18 protein-coding genes are annotated in these 18,121 nt (G+C 65.7%); 8 read left to right on the top strand and 10 right to left on the bottom strand.

All coding sequences use genetic code 11. The features are described 5' to 3' along the window. Positions 1 to 8 precede the first annotated feature (8 nt). From napE to AB4118_RS14570, 6 genes are all read right to left on the bottom strand, one after another. Entirely contained in the window at positions 9 to 197 is a 189-nt protein-coding gene (napE, locus tag AB4118_RS14595) for a periplasmic nitrate reductase, NapE protein (protein ID WP_113519161.1), read from the bottom strand. A gap of 174 nt (positions 198 to 371) precedes the next feature. Beyond that, positions 372 to 1,172: an aldolase gene (locus AB4118_RS14590; protein WP_441490399.1), complete on the bottom strand. Its 801-nt coding sequence runs from the start codon at positions 1,170 to 1,172 to the stop codon at positions 372 to 374. Positions 1,173 to 1,216: 44 nt separating this feature from the next. Next, on the bottom strand, positions 1,217 to 2,377 hold the full coding sequence (locus AB4118_RS14585) for a M20 aminoacylase family protein (RefSeq protein WP_441490398.1): 1,161 nt from the start codon (positions 2,375 to 2,377) through the stop codon (positions 1,217 to 1,219). Between the two features lie 57 nt (positions 2,378 to 2,434). Beyond that, complete coding sequence (locus AB4118_RS14580) at positions 2,435 to 3,052, bottom strand: glutathione S-transferase family protein (RefSeq protein WP_441490501.1); 618 nt, start codon at positions 3,050 to 3,052, stop codon at positions 2,435 to 2,437. Positions 3,053 to 3,185: 133 nt separating this feature from the next. Beyond that, a complete protein-coding gene (locus AB4118_RS14575; RefSeq protein WP_441490397.1) occupies positions 3,186 to 4,340 on the bottom strand; it encodes an MFS transporter in 1,155 nt (384 codons plus the stop codon). Positions 4,341 to 4,347: 7 nt separating this feature from the next. Further along, positions 4,348 to 5,532: a diaminopropionate ammonia-lyase gene (locus AB4118_RS14570; RefSeq protein ID WP_441490396.1), complete on the bottom strand. Its 1,185-nt coding sequence runs from the start codon at positions 5,530 to 5,532 to the stop codon at positions 4,348 to 4,350. A 105-nt stretch (positions 5,533 to 5,637) separates the two neighbouring features. Between AB4118_RS14570 and AB4118_RS14565 the strand changes: the two genes are divergently transcribed. From AB4118_RS14565 to tam, 6 genes are all read left to right on the top strand, one after another. Further along, positions 5,638 to 6,126 carry an Lrp/AsnC family transcriptional regulator gene (locus AB4118_RS14565; protein WP_441490395.1) on the top strand — a complete coding sequence of 163 codons (489 nt, stop codon included), beginning with the start codon at positions 5,638 to 5,640 and terminating at the stop codon, positions 6,124 to 6,126. A 77-nt stretch (positions 6,127 to 6,203) separates the two neighbouring features. Then, positions 6,204 to 6,734, top strand: a complete 531-nt coding sequence (locus tag AB4118_RS14560; RefSeq protein ID WP_441490394.1) for a MarR family winged helix-turn-helix transcriptional regulator — start codon at positions 6,204 to 6,206, stop codon at positions 6,732 to 6,734. Between the two features lie 45 nt (positions 6,735 to 6,779). Further along, a complete protein-coding gene (rfbC, locus tag AB4118_RS14555) occupies positions 6,780 to 7,355 on the top strand; it encodes a dTDP-4-dehydrorhamnose 3,5-epimerase (RefSeq protein ID WP_441490393.1) in 576 nt (191 codons plus the stop codon). Beyond that, complete coding sequence (rfbB, locus tag AB4118_RS14550; protein ID WP_441490392.1) at positions 7,356 to 8,411, top strand: dTDP-glucose 4,6-dehydratase; 1,056 nt, start codon at positions 7,356 to 7,358, stop codon at positions 8,409 to 8,411. Beyond that, positions 8,408 to 9,301, top strand: a complete 894-nt coding sequence (gene rfbD, locus AB4118_RS14545) for a dTDP-4-dehydrorhamnose reductase (protein WP_441490391.1) — start codon at positions 8,408 to 8,410, stop codon at positions 9,299 to 9,301. The genes rfbB and rfbD overlap by 4 nt, the downstream gene beginning before the upstream one ends. A 111-nt stretch (positions 9,302 to 9,412) precedes the next feature. After that, the gene (tam, locus tag AB4118_RS14540; RefSeq protein WP_441490390.1) at positions 9,413 to 10,183 is read left to right on the top strand and encodes a trans-aconitate 2-methyltransferase; all 771 of its coding nucleotides are present in this window, start codon (positions 9,413 to 9,415) and stop codon (positions 10,181 to 10,183) included. A 116-nt stretch (positions 10,184 to 10,299) separates the two neighbouring features. Here the strand turns inward: tam and AB4118_RS14535 are convergent, their stop codons facing one another. Beyond that, complete coding sequence (locus AB4118_RS14535; protein ID WP_441490389.1) at positions 10,300 to 11,634, bottom strand: 8-oxoguanine deaminase; 1,335 nt, start codon at positions 11,632 to 11,634, stop codon at positions 10,300 to 10,302. Positions 11,635 to 11,746: 112 nt separating this feature from the next. Beyond that, on the bottom strand, positions 11,747 to 12,103 hold the full coding sequence (locus AB4118_RS14530) for a hypothetical protein (RefSeq protein ID WP_441490388.1): 357 nt from the start codon (positions 12,101 to 12,103) through the stop codon (positions 11,747 to 11,749). A gap of 218 nt (positions 12,104 to 12,321) precedes the next feature. Here AB4118_RS14530 and dapD point away from each other — a divergent pair, with 218 nt between their 5' ends. Next, positions 12,322 to 13,164 (top strand): 2,3,4,5-tetrahydropyridine-2,6-dicarboxylate N-succinyltransferase, encoded by an 843-nt coding sequence (gene dapD / locus AB4118_RS14525; RefSeq protein WP_043242272.1) that lies wholly within the window; start codon positions 12,322 to 12,324, stop codon positions 13,162 to 13,164. Positions 13,165 to 13,278: 114 nt separating this feature from the next. On the opposite strand, the gene AB4118_RS14520 is transcribed toward dapD, so the two are convergent. Together AB4118_RS14520 and AB4118_RS14515 are read right to left on the bottom strand one after the other, a co-directional pair. After that, positions 13,279 to 13,842 carry a DUF1269 domain-containing protein gene (locus AB4118_RS14520; protein WP_441490387.1) on the bottom strand — a complete coding sequence of 188 codons (564 nt, stop codon included), beginning with the start codon at positions 13,840 to 13,842 and terminating at the stop codon, positions 13,279 to 13,281. 144 nt (positions 13,843 to 13,986) lie between these two features. Then, entirely contained in the window at positions 13,987 to 15,477 is a 1,491-nt protein-coding gene (locus tag AB4118_RS14515; RefSeq protein WP_441490386.1) for an MDR family MFS transporter, read from the bottom strand. 574 nt (positions 15,478 to 16,051) lie between these two features. On the opposite strand from AB4118_RS14515, the gene AB4118_RS14510 reads away from it, so the two are divergent. Further along, positions 16,052 to 17,482: an aldehyde dehydrogenase family protein gene (locus tag AB4118_RS14510; protein ID WP_441490385.1), complete on the top strand. Its 1,431-nt coding sequence runs from the start codon at positions 16,052 to 16,054 to the stop codon at positions 17,480 to 17,482. Positions 17,483 to 18,121: the final 639 nt, after the last annotated feature.

The raw sequence follows: 18,121 nt of genomic DNA, 5'->3' as shown, positions 1-18,121 counted from the left end.
CCGGGCCCTCACCGTGGTGGGCCGGGCGGTCCGAAGACCAATTGCAGCATCCAGACCAGGAAACCATAGCCGCCGACGACGCCGACCGCGATGACCGGCCAGATCAGGATCGCCAGGACGATGAAGGCAAGGAACTCCTGCCGTCGCGTTGCAGGCCTGAATGCGGCCCCAGTTTCAGCCTTGGCACCATCGGACATCACGGTGACAGCTCCCGCGACTATGATTGGGCTCTAGTACCAACGTACCGGCCCACCGGATACCTTACATTCCTTCTAGGGAAGCTAGCGCCGCCTGTCGGCTCTTGTCGAGTTGTTTCATGCGGTCGATGGACCGCGCCGCACGCATGGATGGACGAAACCGGCGTTCTTCGCTCAGCTGCGATAGGCCGGCTCTTCGAGATCGAGGGTGCGCCTGATCGAGGCGAGGTGAAGCCTTGCCGATTCCGCGTCGCCTTCGCGCATCTGGCGATAGGCGGCTTCGGCGATCGCGGGCGCAACGGGCAGGACCTTGCGCCCGGTCGAGAGCGCCAGCGCCTGCACCTCGCAGGCGCGCTCGAGATAGTAGAGATCGTCCCAGGCCTCGGCGATCGTCGGAGCAAGCACCATCACGCCGTGGTGCTTCATGAAGACGATGTCGGCGTCGCCGATGGCGCCGGCAATGCGGTCGCCCTCGCTCTCGTCGAGCGCAAGCCCATTGTAATCGTGGTCTACGGCGGTCCGGCCGTAGAATTTCAGCGAGGTCTGGCCGGCGAAGATCAGCGGCTCGCCCTCCGTCATCGAGAGCGCGGTCGCGTAGGGCATATGGGTATGGAAGGCGACCCTGGCGCGGGGGAGCGCCTTGTGGATGCGGGCATGGATGTAGAAGGCCGTCGCCTCGGGCTGTCCCTCGCCAGCGACGACGTTGCCGTGGAAATCGCAGATCAGCAGCTTCGAGGCCGTCAACTCGCGGAAGGCCCAGCCATAGGGGTTGACGATGAAGAGGTCGTCATAGCCCGGCACCAGCGCCGAGAAATGGTTGCAGATGCCTTCCTCCAGCCCATGGCGCGCCGCCATGCGGAAGCAGGCGGCGAGATCGGCGCGCGCCTCCCAGACGGCGTCGGCGTCGAGGGCGGGCTGGTTCGGGCCGGGCTCCCTGAAGGGGGCGGTAGAGCCGGGTGTGAGGGAGTGGGCCATGGGGGAGCTCCGGATCGGCAAGCGGCAGGTGCGACGGGCGGTGGTCAGGCAGGGCGCAGGCGCTGCCGCGTGATTGCGGCATGGAAGCGTGCGCCATGGATGAGGCCGGCGTCGTCGAAGTCGTAGCAAGGATTGTGCAAGGGCGCCGAGGGGCCATTGCCGACGAAGGCGAAGCAGCCCGGCACATGGTCGAGGAAACGGGCGAAATCCTCCGAGCCGGTCATCGGCTCGCGGGCGGTGGCGACATTCTCCGCGCCGAACACGCCTCTCGCGGCCGTCAGGGCTTCTGCCGCCAGCGCCTCGTCATTCACCAGCGGCACGAATTCGCGCGTATAGGTCACCTCGGCCGAGACGTTATAGGCGAGCGCCGTTCCGTCCGTGATGATGCGCATCTGCTTCTCGATCTCGGCGCTGACCTCCGGCCGGAAGCTGCGGGCATCGCCGAGGATGCGGGCGAGGCCAGGCAGGGCGTTGCGCGTGCCGTCGGTGATGAGTTCGGTCACCGAGACGACGCCGATATCGGTCGGGCTGAGCCGCCGCGACACGATGGTCTGGAAGCTGGTGACGAGCGCGCAGGCGGCGATCAGGACCTCATTGCCGACATGCGGACGCGCCGCATGGCCACCGATGCCCTTGAGCACGATCTCGAAATTGTCCTCCGCCGACATGATCGAGCCGGCGCGTGTCTGGAACTGACCGACCGGCAACCCCGGCGCATTGTGCAGCCCATAGATCTCCTCGAAGGGAAAGCGCTCCATCAGCCCGTCGGAGAGCATGGCGAGCGCGCCTCTGCCCCATTCCTCGGCAGGCTGGAAGAGGAAGCGCACGGTACCGTCGAAGCCGCCCTCGCTCGCCAGCAGCTTTGCCGCACCAAGCAGCATGGCGGTATGCCCGTCATGGCCGCACGCATGCATGGTGCCGGGCGTTTGCGAGCGATGGGCGTGCTCGGCCTGCTCGCTGATGCGCAGCGCGTCCATATCCGCCCGAAGCGCGATGGCGCGGTTGCCGCTGCCGCGCTTCAGCGTGCCGACGACACCGGTGCCCCCGATGCCCTCGGCCACATCGTCGAGGCCGAACTCCCTGAGCTTGGCCGCGACGAAGGCGGAGGTTCGCTTCTCCTCGAAGCCGAATTCGGGATGGGCGTGTAGGTCACGCCGCCACCCCGTCATCTCGCGTTCGAGGGCGTTCGGGTCGAGCGTGGTCATGTCTCTCTCCACCATCGTGAAGCCGGGGGGCGGCCGCCGGGCGAACTGGCCTGGCGATCAGTCATGCGTCTCGCCGTCATAGAGCGTGGCGCGCATCGAGGGGCGTTCCGAGAAGGAGCGATACCAGTGGGCCAGCCGTGGCCGGCCAGGCTCGAAGGCGGGCAGCGCGCGGAATTCCAGCCATGAAAGGGCGGTCGCAAGCGCGATATGGCCGACATGGAGTGGCGCGTCGAAATCCGCCTCGCGTTCGAGATAATCGTAGGATTCGACGAGTTTCGCCGTCATTCCCTCCGCCAGGGGCGCATACCGCAGGGCCTCGGGACGGCGTACGGTTTCCCAGCGCAGCGCAATGCCAGCGTCGCACAGTCCCTGGGCGAGCGCCTGCAGGCGAAGCGCGGACCATCTTGCCCGCCCACCCTGCGGAATGAGCCGGCTGCCGCCGTCGAGGCTCGCGAGATAGTCGCAGATCACGATCGAATCGAAGATCGCCTCGCCATCGGGGAGGACGAGGACGGGAACCTTGCCGAGCGGGTTGACCGCGAAGACATCGTCGTTCCGGTTGGTCGGGCTCGTCTCCTGGTGGACGACGCGCAGCTGTCCGGCGAGACCCGCTTCATGGGCCAAGACCAGGACCTTGCGCGCATAGGGCGAATGAGTCTGGTAGATCAGGTCCATGGTTCGCGTCAGCTCTGATGCCGTACTCATTTGCGTGCCTTGCCAAACGGGATGATGAACCGGACTCGTCGAGAGCGCAGTCATGGTCTGCCTCCAACGGGCGCGCTTTGCGGCGCTGCGAGGGATGCGAAACTCATGTGCGCAACCGCGGAGCGCTGGCTGCGACGCCGATGAGCAGCGTCGCGACGACCAGGAAGGCAATGGGCAGGCTCGCGACTTGGGCGATGGCACCGATTGCCGCGGGGCCGACAAGGATGCCGGCATAGCCCAGTGTCGAGATCGCGGGCACGGCGATATGCTCGGGCATCGCGTTCTGTCGGCCGATCGCCGTGTAGAGAACCGGCACGATATTCGAGCAGCCCGCCCCGACGAGCGCAAAGCCGGCGAGGCCTGCCAGCCAGGATGGTGCAAGCGTTGCGAGCACGAGACCTGCCGCTGCGCAGAGGCCGCCCCAGATGATGATGCGCTGGGGGCCGAGGCGCTGTACGAAGCGGTCGCCGGTCAGCCGGCCGATCGTCATGGTGCTGGCGAAGGCCGCATAGCCAAGTCCCGCATAAGCGGCATCGACCCGGCGCAGATCGGTCAGGAAGACGGCACTCCAGTCGAGCATGGCGCCCTCGGCCAGGAAGACGACGAAGCAGAGCACGCCGATGAAGAGCACGATGCCGTGCGGAATGGCGAAGGCCGGGCCTTCGCCCTTGCCGGCATAGGGCAGGAGCCCCGAGGCCGCCCAGGCCATCGCGGCAAGGAGGATCGCGACGACGACGAGCGTGGCGAGGAGCGGCGTCGCACCCAGCATCAGGAGCCCGCTGGCCCCGGCCGCTCCGGCGATGCCGCCGAGACTGAAGAGACCGTGAAAGCCGGACATCATGCTGCGCCCGCTGGCTCGCTCGACGATCACGGCCTGGATGTTGATGACGCAATCCAGCGAACCGATTCCGGCTCCGAAGACGAACAGTGCCAGGCCGAGCAGCGGCAGGTGCGCGGCGGTCGCGAGAGCCGGGAGCATGAAAGCGACGAGCAGCACCGCGCTAATCAGCACGCGGCGGCAACCGAACCGCGAAGCCAGCGCACCCGATAGCGGCATGGCCAGGATCGAGCCGGCGCCGAGGTAGAGCAGCAGCAATCCGAGCGCGCCATCGTCGAGAGCCATGCGCAGCTTGGCATAGGGCACCAGGGGTGCCCATGCGGCGATGCCGAGCCCGGCAACGAAGAAGGCGATGCGGGTCGCGGCCTGCTCCGCCCGTCCCGGCGCCTTTCCGGCCTCGATGGCGATGCGCGCGTTCATCGTCGCATTACTGGGCGGCTCGTGCCGGCAGGCCGGTCAGTTCGGCATAGCGTTCGGGATCGGTCGCGCCCTCGGTATTGATGACGAGAACGCGGGAGGTCGCGTCGAGGCCAAGCTGCTTCCTGACGGTGGGATCAGCCGCAACCCGGATGACGCCGGCCAGGCCGACACCACCGCTTTCGCCGGAGACGATGGCGGGGTCCTTGCCGGCGGGGCGCGCCAGCCGGTTCATCACCGCGATGGCATCCTCGTCCTCGACGGTCATGAAGCCGTCGGCGACGCGAGACAGGACACGCCAGGCGATAGGCGAGGGCTCGTAGCATTCGAGCATCGCCATCACGGTCGGTTCGCCATGGACGACTTTGACCGGATGGCCGGCCTTCGCCGTCTCGAAGATGCAGGCCGCGCGCGCAGGGTCGACCACCACAAAGACGGGACGCTGGTCGCCGAGGGCATTGGCGAGATAGCCCGCAGCCGCAGCGGCAATGCCGCCGACGCCTGCCTGCACGAAGACATGCGTGGGCGGCTCGGCGAGTTCACGCAGTGCTTCGCGGATGATCACGGTATAGCCCTGCATCACCAGCCCGGGGATGCGTTCATAGCCTGGCCAGGAGGTATCGGAGACGACTGTCCAGCCCTCCTTCTCCGCGACGCGGGCGGCTTCCGTGACCGAGTCGTCATAGGTGCCCTCGACCCGGATCATCGTCGCGCCGAAGCGGGCGATCGCCGCGACACGTTCGTCGCTGACTCGGACATGCACGAAGATCGCGGCCCTCGCCCCGGTGAGCTGGGCGCCCTGTGCGACCGAACGGCCGTGATTGCCGTCAGTGGCGCAGGCGACCGTCATCCCCGCCGCTACGGCCCGGACCTCGGGGCTGTTCAGCTCGGCGATATCGACTGGCCGCCCGAGCTTCCTGCTCGCCTCCTCCAGCACCAGCCGGAAGACGGCATAGGCGCCGCCAAGTGCCTTGAAGCTGCCAAGGCCGAGGCGATGGCCTTCGTCCTTGACGTGGATCGCACGGACCCCGAGCTCGGCGGCCATGGCTGGCAGGGCATGCAGCGGTGTCTCGACGTGGTTCTCGCGATAGCTCAGATAGCGCTCGACATCGGCGGCCGCGGCGATGCTCAGGGTCTCGGCATCGATCGGATCGAGCGGCTTGCGACGGTCGGGGTGGTGGTTGGGAAGAAACATCGCCGCTCCTGCGCGCTGGTACAACGAATGGATATTGCAATCATGGCGAAAAGACCGCTGTGTTTGGTCCCCTGAAATGCAAGTTTGTTTCGTTGGGCGCTCCTCTTGACCCGATCCCCTTCGCCAGCAGTCACGCTGGACAGTTTCGACCTCGCGATCCTGCGCATCCTGCAGCGCGACAACACGACGCCGCAGCGTGTGATCGGCGAAGCGGTCAACCTGTCCGCGCCCGCCGTCCAGCGCCGGATCAAGCGCATGGAGGAGACGGGTGTCATCCAGGCCAATGTCGCGCTCGTCGATCCTGCCCGGCTCGGACAGGCGATCACCATCTTCGTCGAGGTGGAGCTGGAAAGCGAGCGTGCCGACCTGATCGACGCCGCCAAGCAGGAGTTCACCGCGGCACCCGAGGTGCAGCAATGTTACTACGTCACTGGCGAAGCGGATTTTGTGCTCGTCATCCTGGTGCCGAGCATGGCGGCCTATGAGGCGCTGACGCGCCGGCTCTTCTTCGGCAACAACAATGTCAGGAAGTTCCGCACCTTCGTTGCGATGGACCGCGTCAAGGTCGGGCTCGCGGTTCCGTTGCCGGAATAGTCTGCGGCAGACTCCACTTGCCGAACGCCGCCATCCCGGATTTGGTGGGCCCTCCAGGGATCGATCGCGGGCGCAGCATGGTTTCGACGAGGCGCCGCAAGGCCGAGGGTGGGGACAGGGACCGGGAGGTGCTCAACCTTGCGGGTTACCTGCCCTATTTCCTGACGACGATCTCGAACACCTGGTCGCGCAGTTCGTCCCGCCTCTATCTCGATCTGTTCGGCGTCGGCGTCACGGAATGGCGCATCATCTCGCAGCTCGCGATCGAGCCTTGTATCGTGGCGCAGCGCATCTGCGAGGTCATCAGCCTCGACAAGGGGGCGGTCAGCCGCGCCGTGGCGGCGCTGGTTTCGGCCGGTCATGTCCGCGAACATGCGGATAGCCGCGATGCGCGCCGGCAGGTTCTGCAGCTGACGCAGAGTGGCTACGAGCTGCATGACCGCCTGATCGCGGTTGCCCTCCAGCGCGAGAACCTGATCCTGGCCGATTTCTCCGCCGAGGAGATTGCCGGGCTGACCGCCCTGTTGCGGCGGATCCATGCGCGGCTGCCCGAGCTGCGCGAATTTTCGCCTGATGATGTCACCGAGGCGGCGGCTGCGCGTCGTTGACAGGAGGCCGGCGGCAAGACTACCTGCGGCCAGGCAGGAGACCCCATGTCCAATTTTACCTTCGCGCCTCTCGCCATTCCTGGTCCCGTGCTGGTCCGGCCGCGACGTTTCGGCGATGACCGCGGCTACTTCATGGAAACCTATAGCCGCGAGCTTTTCGCGGCAGCTGGGATCGCGCCGGATTTCGTGCAGGACAACCAGTCGCTTTCGGCGCAGGTCGGCACCGTACGAGGCCTGCATTATCAGACTGCGCCCGCTGCCCAGGCCAAGCTCGTGCGCGTGCTCAAGGGCGCGATCTTCGACGTCGCAGTCGACCTCCGGCGCGGCTCGCCGCATTACGGGCGCTGGTGCGGTGCGCTGCTCGATGCGGACGGTGCCGAGCAGCTTTTCGTGCCCTGCGGCTTTGCCCACGGTTTCTGCACGCTCGAGCCCGGCACCGAGGTCGCTTACAAGGTCGACGCGCCCTATGCGCCGCAGAGCGAGGGCGGATTGTTCTGGGCCGATCCGGCGCTAGCCATCGACTGGCCAGTGGTCGCCGGGGCCGCGACACTGTCCGAGAAGGACACGAAACTGCCCGGTTTTGCCGGTTTTGCCAGCCCCTTCGTCTATGAGGGCGCCTGAATGACGCGGTTTCTCGTCACCGGCGGCGCTGGCTTCATCGGCTCGGCCGTGGTCCGGCATCTGGTCGCCGAGACGCCGCATCACGTGCTGGTTGTCGACAAGCTGACCTATGCGGGCAATCTCGACAATCTGAAGCCGGTCGAGACCAATCCGCGCTACGCCTTTCTGCAGGCGGATATCGGAGATCTCGCCGCGATGCGCGAGGCCTTTGCGTCATTCCGGCCCGATATCGTGATGCACCTTGCGGCGGAAAGCCATGTCGACCGTTCGATCGATGGGCCGGGCGCCTTCATCCAGACCAATGTCGTCGGAACCTTCGTGTTGCTCCAGGCGGCGCTCGACCATTGGCGAGCCCTGCCGCAGGACGCGAAGGCCAGCTTTCGTTTCCACCATGTCTCGACCGACGAGGTCTTCGGCTCGCTTGGCGCGGAAGGTCTGTTCAGCGAGACGACACCCTATCAGCCGACCTCGCCCTATTCTGCGTCGAAGGCCGCTTCCGACCATCTCGTGCGTGCCTGGCACCACACCTATGGGCTGCCTGTCGTGCTCTCCAACTGCTCGAACAATTACGGCCCCTATCACTTCCCCGAGAAGCTGATCCCGCTCGTCATCCTGAACGCGCTTGAGGGCAAGGAATTGCCGGTTTACGGCGATGGCGGTCAGGTACGCGACTGGCTCCATGTCGAGGATCATGCACGCGCGCTTTGCCTGATCGCGGTAACCGGACGCCCCGGCGAGAGCTATAATGTCGGTGGCAATGCTGAGCGCACCAATCTCGATGTAGTGCGCGCGATCTGCGGCATGGTCGACAGCCTCGCCCCCGACACCGCTATCGGCCCGCGCGACACCCTGATCCGGTTTGTCGCCGACCGGCCCGGCCATGACCGTCGCTATGCGATCGACGCTTCAAAGATCGCCCGCGAGCTCGGCTGGAGCCCGCAGGAGAGCTTTGAGAGCGGGCTGGAGAAGACCGTTCGCTGGTATCTCGCCAATCCGGATTGGTGGGGCCGCATCCGCAACGGGCTTTATCGCGGCGAGAGGCTCGGCCTCTCGTGAACGAAGCGCCGATCCTGCTTTTTGGCGCCGGCGGTCAGCTTGGCCGCGAGTTGACGGCGCTGGCGCATGAGCGTGGCGTTCCGCTCGTCGGGCTGGCGCGGGCTGACGGCGACATCACGGACCGTGCGGCTGTGGCAAGGGCCTTGAAGGCCCATCGCCCCGGCCTCGTGGTCAATGCTGCGGCCTTTACGGCGGTGGACCGGGCCGAGAGCGAGACGGTCGCTGCCTTCTCCGCCAATGCGGAAGGGCCCGCCATTCTTGCCGAGGCGACGGCCGAAGCCCGCATTCCGCTCCTCCATGTTTCGACGGACTACGTCTTCGACGGCAGCAAACCCGGGCCTTATGTCGAGAGCGACCCTGTCGCGCCGCTCGGTGCCTATGGTGCGAGCAAGAGCGAAGGAGAGGTCTGCATCCGGGCCCTGCAGCCGCACCATGTCATCCTGCGCACCGCCTGGGTCTACGGCGTCCATGGCGCAAACTTCCTGAAGACCATGCTGCGGCTTGCCGCAGAACGCGATGTCCTGCGCGTTGTCGCCGACCAACGCGGTTCTCCAACCGCGACACGCGACCTTGCCGAGGCGATCCTCGCCGTCCGCGCTGCACTGATGGGCGGCGCCGAGCCCTGGGGCACCTACCATGTTGCCGGGCAGGGCGAGACGACCTGGCATGGCTTCGCCAGCGCCATCATTGCCGAGCAGGCCCGTTTCACCGGGCGGAGCCCGATCGTGGACGCGATCACGACTGCGGAATTCCCGACACCGGCGCGCCGTCCCGCCAATTCGGTGCTTGATTCCGCCCGGTTCGCCGCGATCTTTGGCTATCGCGCAAAGCCGTGGCAGGAACGCATGCGAGAGGTCGTGGCCGCGTTGATGGCGCAGAGGGTCCCATGAAGGGCAGCTGGCTGAACTGGCGAAGCTGACGGGCAAATCGAGCTACGGGCAGTATCTGGCAAAACTGCTCTGATTGCGGGCCTTCCGGCTCATGAGGATATGGAGATCGGTATGACCTGGTCGGCACGGCAGTACACGAAATTCGAGGATGAGCGGACCCGCCCGGTTCGCGATCTGCTTGCCCAGGTCCCGACGGACGCCGTGGCAAGCGCGGTCGATATCGGTTGCGGTCCCGGCAACTCGACCGAACTTCTGCTGGCGCGTTTCCCGGACGCCGCGATCAGCGGGATGGATAGCTCTTCCGACATGATCGCGGCCGCCCGCAAGCGCCTGCCCGCGATCCAGTTCGAGGTTGCCGATATCGCCTCATGGCAGCCGGCCGCCCCCTATGACGTGATCCTGTCGAACGCCGTGCTGCAATGGCTGCCCGATCACGAAGTCCTGATGCCATCACTCATGGCCAAGCTTGCGCCGGGCGGCACGCTCGCCGTGCAGATGCCGGATAATCTCGACGAACCGGCCCATGTGCTGATGCGTGAGGTTGCCGCTGACGGGACCTGGGCCGGCAAGCTCGCCCCAGCGCTGCAGACGCGCGCGGCGCGCCATGGCGCTGACTGGTATTATCGGGCGCTGCGCGGCGGCACGACAAGGCTCGATATCTGGCGCACGACCTATCATCATCCGCTCGCCGGCGGGGCTTCGGCGGTGGTCGAGTGGTTCAAGGGCGCCGCCTTGCGTCCGCTGCTCGATCTGCTCGACGAGGCCGAGCGCGAAGCCTTCCTCGCACGCTATCAGGGTCTCATTGCGCAGGCTTACCCCGCGATGCCGGATGGCACCGTGCTGCTGCCCTTCCCGCGGCTGTTCATCGTCGCGACACGCTGAGGCGCGAACGGGGGCTTAGATCGTCTGACCGGAAGTCGGATCCGGTCCGACGATCTAACCCTTTGTGTTTGCATCGGCTTTCCCGAAAACCGCAATCCACTTTTCGGGTCGATGTTTTACGCGTAGCGCATCGCAGCTGCGCTGTGCATCCGCCGCAGCGCGGCGATGTCCAGTCCGGGCACGGCACCGTCGACAACCCGCCAACGCCCCGCGACCATGACACGATCGGCCCGGTTCGCGCCGCACAGCACCAGCGCTGCGACGGGATCATGCGCGCCGGAGAAGCGCAGCTCGTCGAGCCGGTACAGTGCCAGATCCGCCTGCATGCCGGGCGCGATCCGCCCGATATCGGAGCGCCCGAGGCATCGTGCCGAGCCTTCCGTCGCCCAGCGGATCACGTCGCGCGCAGTCACGGCGCTGGCACTCTTGTAGTGCAACCGGTTGATCAGCAGGGCGTGGCGCAGCTCTTCCATCAGGTTCGAGCCGTCATTGGAGGCTGAGCCGTCGACGCCGAGGCCGAGCGGCGAGCCGCCGGCCTCGAGTTCGCGTGTCTGGCAGAAACCGGAGGCGAGCACGCCGTTCGAGGTCGGGCAATGGCAGATGCCGACGCCGGCCCGGCCCAGCCGCTCGCATTCCTCGCAGGAGAAATGGATGCCATGCGCCAGCCAGGTCTTCGGCCGCATCCAGCCGGCATCCTCCAGAAGGTCGAGCGGGCGCTTGCCGTAGACCTGGAGGCAATAGGCCTCCTCATCCTGCGTCTCGGCGAGATGGGTGTGCAGCGGAGCATCGAAACGCGCGGCGAGTTCAGCCGATTTCGCCATCAGCGCAGGCGTGACCGAGAAGGGAGAGCAGGGCGCCAGCGCGATCTGGATCATGCTGCCTGGCTTTGGATCATGGAACAGCGAGAGCACGCGCTCACTGTCGGCCAGGATCGTCTCCTCGTCCTGCACCACAGCATCCGGCGGCAGCCCACCATCCTTCTGCGACAGATTCATCGAGCCGCGTGAGACAGTCATGCGGATGCTGAGCGCGCGCGCCTCGTCGACCGCGATATCGACCGCGCTCTCCAGCCCTTTGGGGAAGAGATAATGGTGATCTGCCGCTGTGGTACAGCCGGAGAGCAGCAATTCAGTGAGTGCGACCCGCACTGCGAGCCTGAGATCGTCGGGCGTCAGCCGGGCCCAGAGTGGGTAGAGCGCCTTCAACCAGGGAAAGAGCTCACGGTCGATCGCGGCCGGATGGGCGCGTGTCAGCGTCTGGTAGAAATGGTGATGCGTGTTGATCAGCCCGGGCAGCACGACATGATCGGAGGCATCGAATGTCTCGTCGACCGGCTGTGCCGGAGCGCTGCCGGCGGCCAGCAGTTCGACGATGGCGCCATGCTCGACCACCACGCCGCCGCCGGCGTCCTCGGCGACGATGCCGAGCGGGTTCCTGATCCAGAGGCGCATGGCCGCTCCTTGCGAACGAGGCGTGGACGTCGCTCTTCAGTAGTGGAAGGCGGCAGAGGCGAGGAATAGACCGAACGTCTTCCGGCACATCAAGGGGGCGGGCGCAGACGGCCTATGTCGGCTTTCGACAGGCGAAGGGCAGGAATGTGCTCGAGAGTCCTCCGTTGAGGGACATCAGAACAAGGATATTAGCCAGCTCAAGCTCCTTTCCGCTGCGTGGGCAGACGTCTGCCTGCGCCGTGCAGTTGGTCGCGAGGAAGGCATCGTGCCGCGCGAGGAACTCGTCGCTCAGTCCTGTCTTTCCCCGCTTGGCGATGGCCGCACCATAGGCCTCCTTGTACCGAACGCATTTCTGCGTGGTCCAATCGACGTCGCGTTGGGCCTGCGCCACGGCCTTGGGAGCTGCGCCCATGATCGTGGCCGACAAGGCGATCGCGGTCGCAGCTCGTCTTGAAAGAGAAGGCTTCATCGCATTCATGATTCCGAGATTCCCTGCCCAGGTCGATGACCTTGGGGGGGCAATTGGGGCGTTCCTGCGGCGTCGGATTCATGATGCCTTGGTACAGTCAATGCCAGGCGGCCGGCGTCGGCACGTGCGGACGAGAAGTCGGCGGCGCGCCGCGCTTCTCCTTGACGCCGCTGTCTTGATCCGCCATCGCTCCGGCGCATTCTGAACGGAGACCGACGATGAGCCTGACCGATCTCGCCGCCACCATCGATGCCGCCTGGGAAAACCGGGCAGAGATCGGCGTCAGCACCAAAGGGGCGGTGCGCGATGCCGTCGAGCAGGCCATCGAGATGATCGATTCCGGCCAGGCCCGCGTTGCCGAAAAACTGGGCGGCGAATGGGTGACGCATCAGTGGCTCAAGAAGGCCGTGCTGCTCTCCTTCCGTCTCAACGACAACAAGATCATCGCAGGGGGCCCGGGCGAGGGGGTGTTCTGGGACAAGGTTCCCTCGAAATTCGAGGGCTGGGGCGAGAATCGCTTCCGCGCCGCCGGTTTCCGCGTCGTGCCGCCGGCCGCCGTGCGCCGCGGCGCCTTCATCGCGCCGAACGTCGTGCTGATGCCGTCATATGTGAATATCGGCGCCTATGTCGATTCAGGCACCATGGTCGACACCTGGGCGACCGTCGGCTCCTGCGCGCAGATCGGCAAGAACGTGCACCTGTCCGGCGGCGTCGGCATCGGTGGTGTGCTCGAGCCGCTTCAGGCCAACCCGACCATCATCGAGGACAACTGCTTCGTCGGCGCCCGCTCCGAGGTGGTCGAGGGCGTGATCGTGGGCGAGGGTTCGGTGATCTCGATGGGCGTCTTCATCTCGGCCTCGACCAAGATCATCGATCGCGCCACCGGTCAGGTCCATATCGGCAAGGTGCCGCCCTATTCGGTGGTGGTGTCCGGGTCGCTTCCCGGCAAACCGCTGAATGACGGCACACCGGGCCCCTCGCTCTACTGCGCCGTGATCGTCAAGACGGTCGATGCCCAGACCCGCGCCAAGACCGGAATCAACGAGCTGCTGCGGGACTGATACGCGCTGAGACCCCGGCAGAGGCATAGCGCAGCCGGGGTCTCGTCAGCGGTAACGAATGGATCCCGGGCCTCGCTCTGGCTGCCCGGGATGACGTGGTCTCAAGGGTGTGTTTCAGCCCACGGGCGAGGGTGCTTCGCCGGCCGTCGGGGTTGCTGTCGCGCCGGGCGTCGAAGGATGTTCGACCGCCCCAGGCGAAGCCGAGATCGCGTCGCGCAGGGCTTGTTCGCGGGTGTGGTCGAGCGATGTCTTCAGCACCACGCCACCCGTGCCCTTGATCGCTTCCAGCACCTTGTCGCCGGTCATCTTGCGGATCAGCAGGAAGAGCGCGGCGTTGCCCGGCTGCAGACTGGTCGAGAGTTCTTTCATGAAACCGTCATTGACGCCGTAATCGGTCAACGCACCACCGAGTGCGCCGGACGCAGCGCCGATCGCAGCGCCGAACACCGGCATCAGGAAGATCGCGCCGATCAGCAGGCCCCAGAAGCTGCCCGAGACCGCCCCGAGCGCGGTGGTGTTCATGAGCTGGTTCAGCTTGATCTTGCCGCCCTCATGCATGACCGCGATCGCCGCGTCGCCGAGCTCGATCAGGTATTCCTTCTGCAGGGAGATGACTTTCTGGCGCATCTCCTCGGCCTTGGCCTCGGTCGGGTATACGATGACGACGAGATCGGACATGGGGCTCTCCTTTGGCGGGCAAACTCAACCTGCCGCGCGGCTGTGACAGAGTTGCGGCAATGCGAGATTGCGCTCCGGTTTAGCCTGCCGGCAACCCCGCCGGTTTGATGCTCGTCAAACGCGGACGAGGATGCTTGTCCCGCCCTATTCGCCTGCGATTTCCTTCGCAGCCTCGATGGCGCGGCCGCGCAGCGGCATTTCCTTCATCCTGAACAGGAAGAACAGGGCCAGTGCAAAGCCCGCGAACGTCGCTGCGAAGACATATTGGAACAGCATGATCATGGTGGCGCGGTCCGCCGTTCCGCTCCGTAGGGTCTCGGCCGTAACACCCGAGCCTGCCCCGATGCCGCCGAGGACGATCGCTCCGAATACGGCGACGATCAGCGCCCCGCCGATCTGGCGAAAGAAGTTCGCCGTCGCCGTCGTCGTGCCGAGCTGGTGCGGCTGGACGGCATTCTGGATCGAGACGGTGGCGACCGGCAGCAAGGTGCCGAAGCCGAGGCTGATTACCGCCAGCACGATACCGAAGGGGATGAGCGACATCCGGCCGGCGAAGGCGATCAGCAATGCGGTACCGATCAGGGCGATGCAAAGTCCTGCAACCGGTACGCGCTTGTAGTGCTTGAGGAGGGTCATTGCCCGTCCCGATGCGGTCGCGCCGATGACGGTGCCGCAGGTCAGCGGGATCAATCCCATGCCGGAATTGGCGGCCGAGAGCCCGGCGACCGTCTCGAAATAGAGCGGCAGATAGATGGTGAGCCCGATGAAGGTGCCCATGCCGAAGCCGGCGGCGATCGTGCCCATCCGCACCACCGGATTGGCCAGGATCGCGAGCGGGATCAGCGGCTCCTCTGCGGTCTTGAGACGCATGGCGAATGCGATCCAGAGCAGTGCCGACAGGCCGACCAGCCCGAGGATCGGCGCCGAGGCCCATGGATAATGCACGCCACCCCAGGAGAGCGCGAGCAGCAGCGTCACCGTTGCGCTCGTCATCAGCCCGGCGCCGAGGAAATCGAGTTTGTGCGGTCGCTCATGCCGCGGCAGGCGCTTCAGCGCCTTGTCGGTCATCAGGTAGGCGAAGAGCCCGAGCGGCAGGTTGATCCAGAAGATCACCGACCAATGCAGCGCCTCGGAGATCACCCCGCCGAGCACCGGTCCGAGCAGCGAGGAGGAGAAGAAGACGCTGGCGATATAGACCTGATATTTGCCGCGCTCCTTCGGCGGCACCATGTCGCCGATGATGGTCTGCGCCATCGAGATCAGCCCGCCGCCACCGAGCCCCTGGACGAAGCGCGCCACCACCAACAGCCAGAGGGACGATGCCAGTGCGCAGGCAACCGAGCCGACGATGAAGATCACGATGCCGGCGAGCAGCGTTACCCGCCGCCCATGGATGTCGGCGACCTTGCCGTAGAGCGGCGTCACCGCGGTCGAAGCCAGCAGATAGGAGGTCACGACCCAGGGCAGATGCGTAACGTCGCCGAGCTCGCGCCCGATCGTCGGCATGGCGGTGGCGACAATAGTCTGGTCCAGCGCGGCCAGGAACATGGCGAGCATGATGCCAATGATGATGGAGCGGATATCCGCTTCCGACAGAGCCGGCTTCTGCTCATCGGTCTCGACACGCTTGTCCATCGATCTGCAACGCCTGCCCTGTGTTTGGGGAATGGCGAACTGTAGGATTCCATTGGTCCATGCGCCAGCGGCGCGCGCGCAAGGCAGGGCTGTGAACCAGGGCGGTCACGGATTTGTGTCGTGCCGATTGCGCATAGAGAATAGGCAATGAGGTGGGCATGACCTGCGGCTGGCCTGGGACGTTGACCGCAACGGCGCTGTTCACACGGTGATGAAGGTCAAGCCGGGAGGCGACGCTGAGCGGTCGCGCAGCAGAAGCGGATTGCCCCTGCCAATCGGCCGCAAGCTCCGGCCGCCTGGCGTGCATGACGGTCATTCCAGCCAGGCCCGGCCGGTGACGGTGACAAGCGCGTGACGCCCGCCTATCGTAATATCCATGCTGCCATAGCGCCAAACATTCCGTCAGGTGGAGCTGGACGAGCCGCTCGCGAGGGCGATGCGCGCTGGCCGGGTTCGCCGCCAATCACGGTCGCCAGCTTCAGGGGCTGCGGCCGCCTCGCTGCCGTTCCCCGGACATCGCCTGTTCAGGGACGAGCATTACTCCCCCCAAAGCCCAGCCGCCGGAGACCGCACCATGTCGCATGCCCTGCAATTCTACATCGATGGCCAATGGGTCCAGCCGATGGGCAACAAGACCCTCGAGGTCATCGACCCCTCGACCGAGGAGGCCTTTGCCACCATCGCGCTCGGCACCGAGGCCGACGTCGACAAGGCGGTCGCTGCTGCACGCGCCGCCTTCCCGGCCTTTGCCGCGACGTCGAAGGCGGAACGCCTCGCCCTGATGCGCCGCCTGCTCGAGGCCTACAAGGCGCGCTATGCCGATATCGCGGACGCGCTGTCGCAGGAGATGGGTGCGCCGAAGGATCTGGCGCATCGTGCACAGGCCGGAATGGGCACCGCGCATCTCGCCAAGATGATCGAGACGCTCGAGAGCTTCGAGTTCGAGGAGCTGCGCGGCACGACGCTGATCGCCAAGGAGCCGATCGGCGTCGTCGGCATGATCACGCCCTGGAACTGGCCGCTGAACCAGATCATGTGCAAGGTCGCGCCGGCTCTCGCGGCGGGCTGCACCATGGTGCTGAAGCCAAGCGAGATCGCCCCGATGAACGCGATCATCTTCGCGGAGGTCATGCACGAGGCGGGCGTGCCGAAGGGCGTGTTCAATCTCGTCAATGGCGATGGCCCGACGGTCGGCGAGGCGATTTCGCGCCATCCGCAGGTCGATATGGTCTCGTTCACCGGCTCGACCCGCGCCGGCATTCTGGTCGCCAAGGCGGCAGCCGACACCGTCAAGCGCGTGCATCAGGAACTCGGCGGCAAGTCGGCGAACATCATCCTCGACGATGCCGATCTGAGCTATGCGGTGAAGCTCGGCGTCGAGAGCGTGATGCGCAACAGCGGCCAGTCTTGCAACGCGCCGACCCGGATGTTCGTGCCGGCGGAGCTGCATGACAAGGCGGTCGCAATCGCCAAGGCAACGGCCGAGCCGCTCAAGGTCGGCGCTGCTTCGGCGGAAGGCACCTGGCTCGGGCCGGTCGTCAGCGAGACGCAGTACAACAAGATCCAGGCACTGATCGAGGCCGGCATCAAGGATGGCGCCGATCTCGTCACCGGCGGTCCGGGTCGCCCCGAGGGGCTCAATCGCGGCTATTTCGTCCGCCCGACCGTGTTCGCCAATGTCACGGACGACATGACGATCGCGCGCGAAGAGATCTTTGGGCCGGTGCTCTCGATTCTGCCCTATCGGACGGAAGAGGAGGTCGTCACCCGCGCCAATGACACGCCTTACGGGCTTGCGTCCTATGTCCAGTCCGGTTCGCTGGAACGTGCCCGCAAGGTCGCGGCGCAGATGCGCAGCGGCAATGTCTACATCAACTACCCGGCCTGGGATGCTGGCGCCCCCTTCGGTGGCTACAAGCAATCGGGCAATGGCCGTGAATATGCCGATTTCGGCCTCGAGGAATTCCTCGAGATCAAGGGCACGGTCGGCTACGCCACGGCCTGATCCGGGCGGCTTGCCGCATCCCTTCCGGTTGAGGGGATGCGGTGAAGCCAAGATGGTGGATGCGGATCGAGATCGTGTCTCGATCCCGGCAGTCGGACGACGCGGGTCTCGGCTTGCATCTGGTCGTACAGGGGCGGCTTCGGCGTCCAAGCCTCTGTGAGAGTTGCCCCGGCGAGCCCCTGTTTGCCAAAAGGGGCGTGTGCATCACTGCGCACGCCCTTTCTCGTCTCTGCGCGGCATGGAAGGCGCATTCCGCTCCCGCTGTTGAGGCCGTGCACCAATGATCCTGAGATGGCGCGCAATCGACGCGCCTCCGCAAGCAGCCGGGCAGTGAAGCGCTCGTTGGCAAATGCTCTGCGGTCTTGACCCAGGGCCAACCAGTCGGGAGCGGCGTGCTGCGCTTTGGGAGAGGTTCTCGAAGATCTGCTTAGGGTGGGCTGGTTAGTAAAGGTGCCGCCGCTGAGCGCTTTCCAGGAAGTCGGTCAGACCCCGCCACTCCCGAGCATGGCGATCATGGCGACGCTTCAGTGGTAAATTTATGCGCCGTATGCAGGTTTATCTACGCTATAAGATCACCGAGAGTGCGAAATAACATCACAATTCGCGGTTGATATATTTTCGTCGGAGAACGTGCCGTAA

The sequence above is a fragment of the Allobosea sp. 2RAB26 genome (assembly GCF_052115465.1).
Taxonomy (GTDB): Bacteria; Pseudomonadota; Alphaproteobacteria; order Rhizobiales; family Beijerinckiaceae; genus Allobosea.
This window is presented reverse-complemented; position numbering and strand designations above follow the sequence as displayed.

Bases quoted from the DNA above. Each gene is read 5' to 3' on its own strand.
- napE (WP_113519161.1), bottom strand. From the start codon at position 197: ATGTCCGATGGTGCCAAGGCTGAAACTGGGGCCGCATTCAGGCCTGCA.
- AB4118_RS14590 (WP_441490399.1), bottom strand. From the start codon at position 1,172: ATGGCCCACTCCCTCACACCCGGCTCTACCGCCCCCTTCAGGGAGCCC.
- AB4118_RS14585 (WP_441490398.1), bottom strand. From the start codon at position 2,377: ATGACCACGCTCGACCCGAACGCCCTCGAACGCGAGATGACGGGGTGG.
- AB4118_RS14580 (WP_441490501.1), bottom strand. From the start codon at position 3,052: ATGGACCTGATCTACCAGACTCATTCGCCCTATGCGCGCAAGGTCCTG.
- AB4118_RS14575 (WP_441490397.1), bottom strand. From the start codon at position 4,340: ATGAACGCGCGCATCGCCATCGAGGCCGGAAAGGCGCCGGGACGGGCG.
- AB4118_RS14570 (WP_441490396.1), bottom strand. From the start codon at position 5,532: ATGTTTCTTCCCAACCACCACCCCGACCGTCGCAAGCCGCTCGATCCG.
- AB4118_RS14560 (WP_441490394.1), top strand. From the start codon at position 6,204: ATGGTTTCGACGAGGCGCCGCAAGGCCGAGGGTGGGGACAGGGACCGG.
- rfbC (WP_441490393.1), top strand. From the start codon at position 6,780: ATGTCCAATTTTACCTTCGCGCCTCTCGCCATTCCTGGTCCCGTGCTG.
- rfbB (WP_441490392.1), top strand. From the start codon at position 7,356: ATGACGCGGTTTCTCGTCACCGGCGGCGCTGGCTTCATCGGCTCGGCC.
- tam (WP_441490390.1), top strand. From the start codon at position 9,413: ATGACCTGGTCGGCACGGCAGTACACGAAATTCGAGGATGAGCGGACC.
- AB4118_RS14535 (WP_441490389.1), bottom strand. From the start codon at position 11,634: ATGCGCCTCTGGATCAGGAACCCGCTCGGCATCGTCGCCGAGGACGCC.
- AB4118_RS14530 (WP_441490388.1), bottom strand. From the start codon at position 12,103: ATGAAGCCTTCTCTTTCAAGACGAGCTGCGACCGCGATCGCCTTGTCG.
- dapD (WP_043242272.1), top strand. From the start codon at position 12,322: ATGAGCCTGACCGATCTCGCCGCCACCATCGATGCCGCCTGGGAAAAC.
- AB4118_RS14520 (WP_441490387.1), bottom strand. From the start codon at position 13,842: ATGTCCGATCTCGTCGTCATCGTATACCCGACCGAGGCCAAGGCCGAG.
- AB4118_RS14515 (WP_441490386.1), bottom strand. From the start codon at position 15,477: ATGGACAAGCGTGTCGAGACCGATGAGCAGAAGCCGGCTCTGTCGGAA.
- AB4118_RS14510 (WP_441490385.1), top strand. From the start codon at position 16,052: ATGTCGCATGCCCTGCAATTCTACATCGATGGCCAATGGGTCCAGCCG.